The organism is Streptomyces sp. NPDC111802, from assembly GCF_055634335.1.
The window spans coordinates 1-12629 of the sequence record NZ_JBVKCZ010000089.1 but is presented as its reverse complement, the minus strand read 5'-3'; the positions used below and the strand labels follow the sequence as shown (position 1 = coordinate 12629).

7 protein-coding genes, 1 tRNA gene and 6 pseudogenes are annotated in these 12629 nt (G+C 65.8%); 7 read left to right on the top strand and 7 right to left on the bottom strand.

Translation table 11 applies throughout. The features are described 5' to 3' along the window. The first annotated feature begins 359 nt into the window (after positions 1-359). Positions 360-962 carry a GNAT family N-acetyltransferase gene (locus ACZ7NC_RS42665; RefSeq protein WP_471497251.1) on the top strand — a complete coding sequence of 201 codons (603 nt, stop codon included), beginning with the start codon at positions 360-362 and terminating at the stop codon, positions 960-962. 281 nt (positions 963-1243) lie between these two features. Here ACZ7NC_RS42665 and ACZ7NC_RS42660 read toward each other — a convergent pair whose 3' ends face one another. The 5 genes and pseudogenes from ACZ7NC_RS42660 to ACZ7NC_RS42640 all read right to left on the bottom strand — a co-directional run bounded on the left by ACZ7NC_RS42660 (position 1244) and on the right by ACZ7NC_RS42640 (position 7076). Beyond that, complete coding sequence (locus ACZ7NC_RS42660; protein ID WP_471497255.1) at positions 1244-1498, bottom strand: hypothetical protein; 255 nt, start codon at positions 1496-1498, stop codon at positions 1244-1246. Between the two features lie 471 nt (positions 1499-1969). After that, positions 1970-2182, bottom strand: a pseudogene (locus ACZ7NC_RS42655) (transposase); the annotation flags it as partial. Between the two features lie 388 nt (positions 2183-2570). After that, positions 2571-3920, bottom strand: coding sequence for a tetratricopeptide repeat protein (locus tag ACZ7NC_RS42650; RefSeq protein WP_471497249.1), 1350 nt, complete (start codon positions 3918-3920; stop codon positions 2571-2573). Between the two features lie 2533 nt (positions 3921-6453). Beyond that, a pseudogene (locus ACZ7NC_RS42645) lies at positions 6454-6731 on the bottom strand (RNA polymerase subunit sigma-24); the annotation flags it as partial. A gap of 102 nt (positions 6732-6833) precedes the next feature. After that, the gene (locus ACZ7NC_RS42640) at positions 6834-7076 is read right to left on the bottom strand and encodes a DUF5302 domain-containing protein (RefSeq protein WP_471497247.1); all 243 of its coding nucleotides are present in this window, start codon (positions 7074-7076) and stop codon (positions 6834-6836) included. Positions 7077-7359: 283 nt separating this feature from the next. Here ACZ7NC_RS42640 and ACZ7NC_RS42635 point away from each other — a divergent pair, with 283 nt between their 5' ends. From ACZ7NC_RS42635 to ACZ7NC_RS42625, 3 genes are all read left to right on the top strand, one after another. Beyond that, positions 7360-7584, top strand: a complete 225-nt coding sequence (locus ACZ7NC_RS42635) for a hypothetical protein (protein WP_471497245.1) — start codon at positions 7360-7362, stop codon at positions 7582-7584. A 321-nt stretch (positions 7585-7905) separates the two neighbouring features. Next, positions 7906-8439, top strand: coding sequence for a GNAT family N-acetyltransferase (locus ACZ7NC_RS42630; protein ID WP_471497243.1), 534 nt, complete (start codon positions 7906-7908; stop codon positions 8437-8439). Positions 8440-8573: 134 nt separating this feature from the next. Continuing rightward, a tRNA-Met gene (locus ACZ7NC_RS42625) sits at positions 8574-8647 on the top strand. 33 nt (positions 8648-8680) lie between these two features. Here the strand turns inward: ACZ7NC_RS42625 and ACZ7NC_RS42620 are convergent. Both ACZ7NC_RS42620 and ACZ7NC_RS42615 read right to left on the bottom strand, forming a co-directional pair. Then, positions 8681-9106, bottom strand: a pseudogene (locus ACZ7NC_RS42620) (DUF6192 family protein); the annotation flags it as partial. A 90-nt stretch (positions 9107-9196) separates the two neighbouring features. Next, positions 9197-9562, bottom strand: a pseudogene (locus tag ACZ7NC_RS42615) (transposase family protein); the annotation flags it as partial. Positions 9563-10396: 834 nt separating this feature from the next. Between ACZ7NC_RS42615 and ACZ7NC_RS42610 the strand changes: the two are divergent. The 3 genes and pseudogenes from ACZ7NC_RS42610 to ACZ7NC_RS42600 all read left to right on the top strand — a co-directional run. Beyond that, positions 10397-11470 (top strand): annotated as a pseudogene (locus tag ACZ7NC_RS42610) (DUF5722 domain-containing protein); the annotation flags it as partial. A 164-nt stretch (positions 11471-11634) separates the two neighbouring features. Continuing rightward, complete coding sequence (locus ACZ7NC_RS42605; protein ID WP_471497253.1) at positions 11635-11985, top strand: hypothetical protein; 351 nt, start codon at positions 11635-11637, stop codon at positions 11983-11985. A 257-nt stretch (positions 11986-12242) separates the two neighbouring features. Then, positions 12243-12521, top strand: a pseudogene (locus ACZ7NC_RS42600) (transposase); the annotation flags it as partial. Positions 12522-12629 lie beyond the last annotated feature (108 nt).

Below are 12629 nucleotides of genomic sequence, written 5' to 3'. Positions count from 1 at the left end.
CGCAAATAGGTATTGATCGAGTGTAACTACTCGAACCGATCAGGCCACACAAGCGACTTATGCACACAAGACGTTCCTAAACGCCCTCTTAGAGGTCGTTAAGTCCGTTTCTAGTAGTGGCCTTGCGCGGTTGGGTGAGGGAAGTCTTGGTGTCCGGGGCGGCTGCGGGCGACGCTTATGTCTGGGCCGTCGGTGGGCAGGCCGAGCAGTCGTGCCGTTCGCAGACCCTGAATGTCTGGTCGGGGGTGCTGGTCGAAGGCAGCACGATCTGCTGGTAGGCGGTGCCTTGGTCGTGAGGGCCGGACCGGGATCGGATATTCGGTTTTCTGCCCGCCCTGTGAGGACACAAGATGGTCCGCATGACTTTGGCCACCCCCACGCTGCACACCGCTCGCCTGCGACTGCGCGCCTTCACCGACGCCGACGCGGACCCCCTCTTCGCACTGCACAGCAGCACCTACGTGATGCGCTACTGGGACTCCCCGCCGTGGACGGAACGGGCCCGCGCCGAGCGCTTCATTGCGATGTGCCGGAAGATGGCGGACGAAGGCACCGGGGCGCGGGTGGCCATCGACCGTGCTTCTGATGGGGCCTTCGTCGGCTGGTGCGGTCTGACCGGATGGAACCCGGACTACCGCAGCGCGTCGTTGGGCTATGTCCTCGATGAGGCGGTGTGGGGCCACGGCTATGCGACGGAGGCTGCACACGCCTTGCTGCAGTGGGCGTTCGACACGCTGGACCTGAATCGAGTTCAGGCCGAGACCGATACGCGCAACGTGGCATCTGCCCGGGTTCTGGAGAAGAACGGATTCGTGCGTGAAGGGACGTTGCGGGAAGACTGCGTGGTGAACGGCGAGGTATCCGACTCGTGGGTGTTCGGGTTGATCAGGCGAGAGTGGCGGCCGTCCCAGTCTGCGAAGTGCGACGTTAAGTCCGTTTCTGGTAGACCGCGTGCGGGTTGAGTGAGGAAGCCTTGACGGGTGAGGCGTCCAAGGCAGCTGCGGGTGACGTTCATGGCCGGGTCGTCGGTGCGCATGCCGAGGAGTTGGTGTAGATCACGGACCCGGAACGCCTGATCGGGGTGAGTGTTGAAGGCGTTCACGATGACCTGGTAGGTGGTGGTCAACTCAGGCGGTTCGGATTCGGGCCTTGCCAGTGCGACTTCTGCGATGACCTTTCGGGCAGTGGCCGGATCGGCAAGCCGTCCTTCGGCTTTGGCCAGGGCGGGGTCAAGTCAAGTGCTCTATCGGGTCGTGAGTTCACCGGCCCGGGCGGTGGTCTCGTGGTGCTGGGCCTGGAGGTCTGCCAGGAGTTCGTTGACGTTCATGCGGTCCAGTCCGAGAGTGTCGCGCCAGGCTGGACTTGGGGTGGTGAGGCGGCGAGTCATGTTCGCGATGGAGGCCCAGTAGACGCGCGAGGCCGAGGTGTCTGGTTGGTAGTCGTACTCACGGGCGAGGCACCGGTGCAGGAGCAGGGTGCCGTTCGTCTGCTCCACCACCCACCGCTTCGGCTGCGGGACGAAGCCTTTGCCCTGCTCGGCGGGGTTGCGGCGGACGACGTCGACGGTGATGTCGACATCACGCCGTGGATGGCGACTTCGTCCTTGAAGCCCTGGTCCACCAGGGCCTTCTCCAGGCGGTGTCCCCATCGCTCGGCGGCCTGGTCGAGCAGAGCGGTGCCGGCGGCGTTGTCGTGGGCGGACGTGGCCAACACGACGACGCCGATAATCAGCCCCATCACATACACGGCCAGCCCCCGCTTGCGGACCGACACCTTCTTGTTGGCGTCCGGTCCCGTCGTGGTCTTCGGGACGCTGGCTGCCGCGCAGACGACTGGGTGTCGATGACCAGAGGGACGGGTCCTCTAATCGCCGGGCTCTCTCCCGCACCTGGCAGCGCAGGAGTTCCTGGATCCGCTGGTCAAGACCGTCCTCGCGCCACAGGCCGAAGTAGTGGAACACTGCCGACCAGGCCGGGAAGTTATGGGGAAGATAGCGCCACTGACAGCCCCGGTTCTGATAGAAGATCGCGTTTACGACCTCTCGCAGGCTCCAGGTTCCGCGGTCGCTGACCGAGCCACCCGGTCCTGCTTCCAGGCGGTGATCATCGGTTCGATCAACGCCCACTCGGCTCCGATAAGTCGCTGAGGTACGGCTCCCTCTCCGTGCCGGACATCTCGACATAGACATTTTCAAAGGGTGGTCCGCATGGCGACCAGTACCATGATCGAGCGATCACCAACCAACGACGATCGGACTTAACGCCCACTTACAACTCTGCCGGAGTGGCAGAACTTGAGGTGGACTGAGCGTTGACCGCGGGCGGGGCGCATGAGGCGAAGGCCAAGCCGGGCAGGAACGGTGACGTGGGCTCGGCACGGACCCCAACGCCAGGTTGGTGGTGCATGCTCGACGGCACGTCAGCGCCGGGCTGGCTGATGCCAGCGGGTATGTGGATGCAGGCCTGTGCCTTTGCCGGGCCCAGCACCGGATGCGGTGCCCACGCGACGCAAGTGCGGCCGACGGCACGCAGATGCTGTGGAGCAGCAAGGGATGTGAGGGACTCGTCGTGTCAGAGTTCCTCATCAGGGAAGAGCATCGACTGGGCCAGCAGGGCAGCGGCTTGTGGGTGGCGCTGGTGGGGCCGCAACTGTTCGCGGAGCGTGCGGAGCTCGCGTGCAGCGCGGCTGGAGTGAAGAGTGGAGTAGGTGGCCAGGAATGCCTGCCAGTGACGTAGGGCCTCGTCGAGGTGACCCAGACGCAGAAGCGTTTTGGCGAGGTGTGCTCGGGTCAGGACGGTAGCGCGGTACTCGGCTGGTGTACGCAGGCGCATAGATGCGGTCAGCGCGCGGACGGCGGCCGGATGATCACCGAGGGCGGTCAGGGTCCGGGCGCGCTGGTAGTGCAGGGCACCTGGTGGGTAGGAGGTGAAGGGGCCGGAGACGGAATCCGCCTCTGAGTATGCGGATTCCGCGCGGGCCAAGGCGGCCAGGGCAGCGTGTTGGGAATGATGGGCCTGTACCACTGCAACGTGGCTCTGAGTATAGGCCTGAACGGCGGGCGAGGCGTGACGGGCGTGAAAGGCTGCCTGCTCGGCAAGGTTGAGGACAGCCGAGCTGTGGTAGCCGAGGTCGTATGCGTGGGTGGCCATGCGGCGCAGGACGATGGCGAGTGTGGCGGAATCGCCGGCATCAGCTGAGAGCCGGGCCGCGACCTGGTGATAGTGCTGGGCGGTGCGATCTTGCCCGCTGTCGGCACACATGGTGGCCAGTAGCAGGGTCAGTTGTGCGGTTGCCGAGAGCAACTCGCGCCGTGTGGAGTCGTGCATCCGCACTGATAAAGGAGGCAGGGCCCGGCGGGCGAGAAAGGCGGCCAGGGCGGTGCGTACGTGCTGTCCGCCGTGTTCTTCCGCCGCGCTATGGAACAGCTTGGTCATGTCGCGTATGCCCTCAGCTGCGATTGTCCCTGAAGGCAGGGCCTGGACTCCAGGCTCTGGCCACAGCCCGGAGCGGGAGGACGAGGTGATCTGATCGGGCAAGATCAGGGCCGCCGGGCTGAAGCCGTGTTGATCGAACTGCGGCGGATGGGCCGGATTGAGTTCAACCCGCGTGAGCTTGTTGAGTTTGTGCAACGGCTCGGCCTCCCACGAAGGATCCACGACCGTCACGGGCACGTCGCTGAAGCCAGCCTCATACGCCGTGAGGCGCCTGTCCAATCGGCGTGACAGACTCTCCAGCACGAGAGCGGGCGCAGGCGGCCTGGGCCGCGTGCCTAGCAGCCAGCGCCGCACCGTGTAGGACCCGTACGCCACATTGAGACCTTGCTCGGCCGCCACCGCACGCAGTGAGCGGGCGAACTGCGCGGGACTCCAGCCCGCCGCCTGTACGAGCGACTGCAGACGAACATTAGGGGTGCGTTCCATTCACGCTTCACTCCGTCACGGAAAGGCCCAAGGCCCGCAGCTCCTCACAGGTCGAGCACCCCGTACGCGCAACAGTGATCACGACGCTGAGCGCGCTGGGCGCACACTCAGTCGCACAGGCAGCTCGGGGCAGGCGTGCCGGTCGGGCCGCACAACCAGTCCTAGGGGTGGTTTTCCGTCTCGCTGTCCGCTAAACGCAGTGCGTGCCATAATTTTTCGGCCAGGCGCGCGTTCGTTCACCCTGCAACCTCGCCGAAGTACCTGTGGGCCCGGCGGTCTTGGAACGCAGTCCACGCTGCAGACGCGTCGGTGGGCTCGAGCTCGAGCCAGAAATGGTGGCCGGTGATCTCACCGATCAGTTCGGCGCTACGCGCTCTGAGCCGAGCGACCCGCGCAGCATACTGGCGAGCCTGACCGCGCGACGGCTGCTGAGGCGTACGACGCCCAGCACCACCCATCTCTCCCCAGGGACCCTCAGAGTCGGCGGGTGGGCGGCGGCTTTCGAAGAGTTCCCTCAGCTCATCGTTGATCTGATCCAGTTCCACCTGGGCGTGAAGCAGATCCTCCGGGTAGTTGAACCCGAGATTCACGGCACCTCGACTCGAACCGCGGCCTGGGGAGCGATGCGGATCACTTTGGCGTGTCATCCTGATCTCCTACCATCGGCCGGTCCGTCACGGCGGCAGGGCGGGTCGTCACCGTGCCTACCAACTTCGCTTGCCCCGGGACGGAGTACCCATACGTTGTTTGTCTCGCTTTTCTTCGTCCATCCGCTTTACGCATAGGAAACGCAAGCGAGGCTGCCGGGGCCCGCCAGGCAGCAACTCGCATGGTCCAGTGCGTTGATCTCGGCGAGTCTCAGCTTGCGGCGTCCGCCTCTGACGGGACCGACGCATATCCAGAAACCGGCGGTCTGTAAGGGAGATCTTTGAATCTGGCTCTGTTTAGAGGTCCGTGAATCCCAGCGGTCCGGCCTGCTGCGGGTAGGGGGACTGGGGTGACCTCGCCCGTGGAATCGGAACGATCCATGCGAGCCTTGCGCGGGATGTTTGTCCAGTTGTGCGACGCGGTCCCAGTCCATGTCCCCGCGGGAGTAGAAGCTACTGGCGTCGGCTGGTTCGTCGCAACGATAGGGGAGTTGGCCAGCAAGGCTGGTTACCCCGTCTCCACCGCCTTGGGCCGGACGGGACGCGGTAGGTGAACCGTACCTTGAGGTTGCCAGCACCGCGGGCGCATAGGACGGCGGCCTCCACGCCGCGCCGCCAGTGCTCGGGGGTTGAGGCCCACCGGTTGATGAGCGCGGCCAGTGTGCGCCCACGCGGCATGGAGAACGTAAGCAGCACCAGCCGATAGTGAATGATGGCAGTCTTCACTAGGATTTCCGCCACAGTATCGAGTCGATCAGCGGCGCGAACTCATCAATCACTCTGGCCCGGGACGGCCCGTCCGATGACCGGCGGGAGATGGCCCGACGGGGAGCTGAGACGTACCTGCGGTCCAGTCCCGTCTGCCTGGCGATCTCCGGCAGGCTGATCATCATGGACTCCAACAGGCCAGGGGCGCCGCAGTTGCCGCCAGCGATGCGCTTGGTGCTCCGGGTTCGACGCGGTCATCCCTCCGGCTTCTGGAGGGCTGCTGTTTGTCGTTCTTTGAGTTGTTGGTGGTAGAGGCTCTCGGGCTGCACGTGTGTGCCGGGAGACTGGAATTGGCCCGGATTGCGGTCGGGGGGCGGTGGCGCTTGTCGTCCGGTGCAGCCGATCGCCCAGTTGTATGCGGTCGGTGGCTTCTCCACGTCGTAGGTGCCCACCGAGCAGTTCCAGAGTACATTGCTAGCCCCGGCCCAGCCGTGCCCGGTGCCCATCCACCGGCGGTCCTCGACGGCGAGGGTGCCAGTGGCATGCCTGTCGCCCAGCGATGGTGCGGCCCCGCGAGCAGCACTCCTGAACCGATGTTGATGGCCGTGCAGTTGGTGACTACGTTGGGTCCCGGAACGCGGGACATAGTGGCCCAGGCCTGCACATTGGTGCCTTTGACTCTGCAGTTCTGAATCAGTGTCTGCTGGCCGGAGATGGAGTAGGCGACCGGTGTCGCCTGGACCTTGTGCGGAACGGACACATCCAGAGACTGGGTGTCCAGGATGGTGCTGTGCAGTGCCCCGGTGCCGAAGGAGAACGCCTGGCCGAAGCGCGTTGCCGTGACCGAGCGCACCCACGAGTTCTCGGCGTTGTCTACGCTGACCAGCTTCGAGTCGAAGTACCCGTCGGTCCGCCATGACGGGTTGGACTCGAATGCCTGGCCGCTTCCGGTGAGATCTTCCAGGCCCGCTTCCCGGATGAGGCCCGGGAACTGGTACTTCCATACCGTGGCATGGTGTATTTGCTCTCGAGCGCCTGAGGGAGAGGAACATCGAGGGTGAGAGTGTTGCCGCTGACACGCCGGACGGTGCGCTGGAACTCGTGGCCATCCTCCGCCAGGGCGTGCACCTCCAGCTCCGCCCGGCTTCGTCGACGGCTGTGTCACTGGGACCGGACTCACCGCGGTCGTCGACTACGGTCACCGCACGGTTGAGGCGGGCGACCCGGCTGCAGGTAAGGCTGGTGAGCTCGTTGTGCCACTCGACGATCTGTACCCACTCGGTCTGATCGGCGGTGGTGCGTCGGCGTGGAGGGCCGCGATGGCGACATGGGCTTGGAACCTGCCCAGTCGGTCGCGGACGAAGGCCTCTTGCAGGATCTATACGCCCTCGGTGATCGACGAGATGTCCCAAAGGCCGCGGCCGGGCGGCGCTACGGGCGGTGTGGAGCCATACGAGGGCGGAACAGTCCCTCCACCTCGGAGTGGTCGATCGAGGCCACCACCGCGTCAGCTCAGCAGGCGTTCCTCCCGCTGCGACGGGAGGAACCAAGGAGCAACTCAGCCGCCGCTCTTTCGCCGGAACGACCGCTGACTGGCAGCGGGGCCGTGCGAGCCTCGAACTTTCGATGCGCCGGTGTTCGCAGACAGGGCAGCCGCGACCTCCTGATTGGCGCGCTTGCGCGCCAGGGCCTCCCGAAACTTGTCCTTCAGCTCATACTGGCCGTCCTCGTCGGGCGCCAGGACAGGGCTCTCGGACTCGGCAGGCTCCGAACCTTCTTGCCGTGGAGACTCTGTAGTCATGGTGACCTTCCTAGGTTCGGGCAACGTGAGCACAGCTTCGCACACCGACAGACAACACCTCGCAAAGATCAGTAGGAGCCAGCCCTTCGGGCGGTCAGTACCGGTCCGTGGCCCTCGGTTTGCAACATCACGACCGACGGGCTGACCCGCTCGATATACCTGCGCCGGCCGTGGCGCAACGTCCCGGAGGCTTGGCCCAGGGGCGTGATCCGTGACAGCGTGATCCCCGGCGCCATCAACGACACCCAGCTCTGGACCACATGGTCCCCGGATACCCCTGTTCGTGAGCCGGTTCAAGGAGTACAACAACACCGGCCTCGGAGTCGGCGCCGGGGCGAACGCACCGAAGCTGACCGCCGCCGAGGACGCCAACTGCACCGCCCAGAAGTACCTGGCCGGCACCGACGGATGGAGCCCTGTCTTGGGACCGCGGTCGACAGGCCGCCGCATCGCAGGCCTAAAGCGTGTTGCGCAAGGCTGTGATCAGGGCATTTCCCTTGCATCCTGATCAAAACGATCGAGGACCATCCCGAACAGAGCCTTCAGGGCGTCGAGGTGACAGCGCCACCCCAGGGGGGCCTGACGGCGACGCCACCATCGTTGCCCTGCACTCCGACGTAGACCTTGAACGAGCCCACCACAGCGAAACACGCCTGCGCTACGGACTACGGGACGCTCACTTCCTCATGACGTCCCTGCTCAGCATTACTCCAACCTGTGGGACCTCATCTCCAACCACCACGTGTTCGAAGCCCGCGCTGACCACGGCGACGCCGGCCACGCGAGCGCCGATTACCGATGGGGCTCTTGCCTTCGGCAGGATGGGACCATGACCGAGATCCGCACGCCCCGCCTCCTGCTCCGTCGCTGGCATGACGACGACCTCTCGCCTCTGGCGGACATCAATGCGGACCCGCAGGTCATGCACTGGATCGACGACGGCGCGGTGCGCGACCTGGAGCACACGGCCGAGGACATCGAGCGGTGGGAGGAGGACTGGAATGAGGAGGGCTTCGGCCTCTTCGCCGTCGAGCTGCTGGCCTCGGGCGAACTGGCCGGCTTCACAGGGCTGTCCGTGCCCGAGTTCCTGCCGGAGGTACTGCCCGCCGTGGCGATCAGCTGGCGGCTCGGCTCACAGTTCTGGGGCCAGGGATACGCGTCCGAGGCCGCCCAGGCCACGCTGGAGTTCGCGCTCCAGGACCGTGGCCTTGATCGCGTCATCAGCATCAACCGGGCCGGTGACAACGCCTCCGAGAACATCATCCGCAAGCTCGGCTTGGTGCCGGAGCGCGCGACGGTACATCCGGTGTACGGCTATCCGCTGCACGTTCACACTATCGATCTCACCGAGTTCGAGGCGTGAACCGGCTGAGTCGTCGGATCATCACGAGGCAACCGACTGCTGCCCATGGACCGCATTGGATCCCATGGGATGAGACACCCGGGCGAAAGTCGATTCGGCCCAGCCGGATCGATGCCGTATAGTTCACCCTACGACGCGGGGTGGAGCAGCTCGGTAGCTCGCTGGGCTCATAACCCAGAGGTCGCAGGTTCAAATCCTGTCCCCGCTACTCACAGGTGAAGGCCCGGTATTCGCCGGGCCTTCACTGCGTGTCCTGGTTCACTGATGTCGGCGACGAAGGCGGCGGCGGTGTTCTGCTCGCGGCACTGGCAGGTGATACGGCGAGCGCGGGCAAGGACCGAAGCCGGCCTGACGGCCAGCTGTCCGGAGTCCGGAACGTCCTGGACCGGGTGTTCTGCTCGGGGGACGCGACCGCTGGACGGCGCAGGAAGTCGGTGGTCACCACCGAGGCGACCGCGTCGTCGGCGGCCAGATCATGGATGGCCTCGACCCTCTCCGGGGAATCGACCTTCCAGCCCACCACCCGCTTCGCGCTGTCGTGCGTCCACCTCGCAGGGCCACCGCGCGGGCTGGGCGGGAGGTTGTTGACCGCCTCAAACCGCTCCTGCTCATCGGGGATGCTGGCCAGGACCTTGTGGATGGTGTGCGAGACGTCCGCCCTCCGGCGCTCCTTCGGCCAGCGCGAGGACACCCACCTATAGCTGCGCACGGTCGTGTAGGCCAGGCCCACGTCCTCGGCGAACATCCGAATGGCCTCGCATAACTCCTTAACTACGCCCGAGACCTGGCTGGTCAGACGCGTGGTGCGGCGCTGAAGTCGCTCGGTCAGCCCAGGGACTTGCTCGCGGAAGGTCTGCCGCCGACAGCCCAGGGCCGGGCAGACCAGACGTCGTACCTGGACGTTGACCACGACCCGGCGGCCATCGACCGGCACATCCGCAACGGTCCGGACGTGGTATCCGTGCACCTTCCCCGTCGGGACCCCGCACATCGGGCAGGGAAAGGGAACATCCCGGGTCCGGGCCAAGACCCGGATCATCTCGCCGTCGTCCGCCACATCCTCGATGACCAGCGCCGAGAGCCCTGAAAACACCGTTGCTACAAGGGAGTTGATGTCTCGCATACAACGTGAACGACACCCGTCACCAGCCGTCACCACCGACTATGGAACAGAGCCGCTCGCTTTGCAGACCCGATTCCTGTGCCGCCTGTGCCAGGCCCGTTTGCGGCAGCGGGGAGAGCAATACCTTTCCGAGGCAGGATGGTCCACCCCGACCGTCCAACCGGCGCCGCGCTCAGGGCAGTTCGCCGCCCGGGCCACATGGACCGCCTCAGTCCTCGCCCTCGCGCGCTGCAGTCGGCGCCAGTGCCGCGAACGACAAGCCGAAGAACAGAACACCGCCGTCGCCCTCGCCTGCGGCATCAGCGGACCACCGCACCCACGGCACAACCGCGGGCCGACATCACGGTCATCCGCGACCACGACCAGCCTCAGCCGGGGAGCACCGCCCCTGCCCATAACAGGCACCGTACGCACCGTACGACTGACACCGGCTACCGCGCCCTGGCCCACGCGGCCAATCGATAGCGGTGAAGGCCGACGGCCTCCTGGCCTACTGGTTCCAGGTGCCGGACGGCTGCCAGCCGGTTTGAGCAGCCTGCTGGGTCCCGGTCCCGCCCGGATCAGTAGTGCGTCGAGTTGGAAGTAGATTCCGCTGCGTTTGACCGCCGTGATGGTGTAGTCACCGAAGGGCAGGCAGGTGATGCATCGCCCGGCCGAAGCTCACGGGTCCAACTCAATGTGACGGTCCCTGCAGAGCCAGGCTTCACAACACGCGTCGCCCGCCCTTCTGACAGATGATCATCAGAACGCTCGGGAGGCCGACGAGCCGACGTCGATGACGAATACGGCGGCACCGGGCGGACTCAATCACAGGAAGAGGATTTGGGGAGGATCATGGACAGGTCGCAGTGGCGGCTCGCCGCGGTGTTATTACTCGCGCTCAGCCTCATTCTGCCCACGCCTACCTCGACTGCCGTCCCGACCGAAGCGTCTCCGCTGCCCTACCCCACCAGGACGGACTACCGGATCAAAGGCATCACGGGGTCCGCCGACTGGTGGCCCAACAAGGCCGATATCGTGGGCAACAACGCTGGCGGCGCGGGCATGGGCCTGGTCTGGGCACGGTGGGAGCCGCGTGTCAAGGCTGCTCCGTGCGCTGCCAACGAGCAGGAGTATGACGGCCACTGCTTCGTCATCCAGGCCAAGGTTGACTCGGCTATCAAAGACTGGACCGACCGCGGCCTGGTGGTCACGGCAGGTGCCCATGGCACCCCGAACTGGGCCCGTGCGGGACGCCCCTGCTTACCCGTCCGACCCTGGATGGATGTCTTCTGCGTGCCGAACAACCCGGCCGACTTCGGACGGTTCGCCGGCATGCTGGCCCAGCGCTACGACGGGCGCCACGGGCACGGCAGGATCGCCGACTTCGTGATCGACAACGAGGTCAACACCAACGCCTGGTTCGATATCGGCTGCGGCCAGGGCAAACCCTGCGACACCCACGTAAGGCTCAACCGCATCGCGGCGAACTACAACGCTGCCTACGACCGCATCATCGCCGAGCAGCCCACCGCCAAGGTGCTGACCTCGCTAGCCCCCGGCTTCGGTAGGAGGTTCGACCGGCCGGGCGCCCACAACGCGGCATTGTCCGGCATGACGGTACTGGAGGGCCTGAACACCCGGGCGGGTTCACGCAAATGGCGGGTCGCCTACCACCCCTACCCACCCAACCTGTTCTCCCCCAGCTTCAGCGCAGACGACTACCCCGTGGTCGACTACGGCAACATCGGCATCCTGCTGGGCTGGCTACGCCAGCGCTTCCCCAACAAGCCCCCGGCCTGGACCGTCCAGCTCACCGAGAGCGGGATCAACTCCGGTGGCCCGTGGAGTAACGAGAGGGCCCAGGCCGACGCGGTGTGCCGCAGCTTCCGCAACGTGCTTGGCACCCCGGGCATCGAAAGCTACCTCTACCACCGGATGCGGAACGACCCTAACCTCGAGAGCGGTCTCAACTTCGGTCTTCGCAGACGTGGCGCTCGGCCAAGCCCGCCTGGCGGGTCTGGGCCCTGGCCAACCGCAACGACATCTTCCCCGCCTAACTGTCCTGCGGTTTCGAGAACCTGCCTTACACGGTGCTGCGTCGCGGCTACAACCCTAACCGGGGCCACGTCGCCTCCTCCCGGCTGCTGCCGCCCGGATTCACCACCGAGCAGACCTGGAAGCTGTTCCGCGACCAGCGGCCCGGTACAGTCATGCTCTACGAGTGCAAAGTGGGCAGTCACACCATGCTCACCCGGGACCCCAGGTGCAAAGGCCAATTCCCCATGGGACCTGTCGGCCACATCTACACCAGCCGGAAGCCAGGGTCGGTGCCGCTCTACCGCTGCTACACCACCCGGGTCCGCCCTGACCACTTCGTATCCAGCCGGTCCGACTGCGAAGGCCGCACCAGGGAAGCCCTGCTCGGTTTCGCGATCCGGTGACTGCCAACGCTTTCGCCCCCGCGTGGGCGCCGTTGGACTGCGAAGCACCCGCTCGCCGGCCAGCCCCGGCCCACCCGGCCCGGGCTGCAGGACGTCCACGCGGCCGACGCGTTGATCACAGATCGGCTGGCTACGCGGCCAGCGTGGGCACGGAGCGATGTACGACGTGCTGAACCGCGGACGGATCGACGCTGCCGGGCTGCGGAACGTGCTGGCTGGGGTTCCGCAGCCTGAGGCCGCAGACGGACGGCTAGTAGTACTCGTCCCGCGCGATCCGTTCTCACCTGCGCCGGCGCGGGATTCGGGCGGTGATCCCGCAGCCCGCCGACCAGGCCGCCAACCGCAAACGTCTCGGCAGCCGCGGTGGCAGGCCACCGGCGTTCGACCGCGAGGCATACAAGCAACGGAACACCGTCGAGCGGTGCATCAACAAGCTCAAACAGTGGCGCGGCCTGGCCACTCGCTACGACAAGACCGCCACCATCTACCTCGCCGGACTGCACCTCGCCGCCATCTTCATTTGGTCAGCGAGGTGATCCAGAGGAAACGGCCTAGTACTGCAACGGTGCTTGCCGTGACTGCTGGCCAGTTCGCTCGTTGGTGTGGTCATGGGTGGGGACCATGCTGGTGTCAGGTTGTGGGCG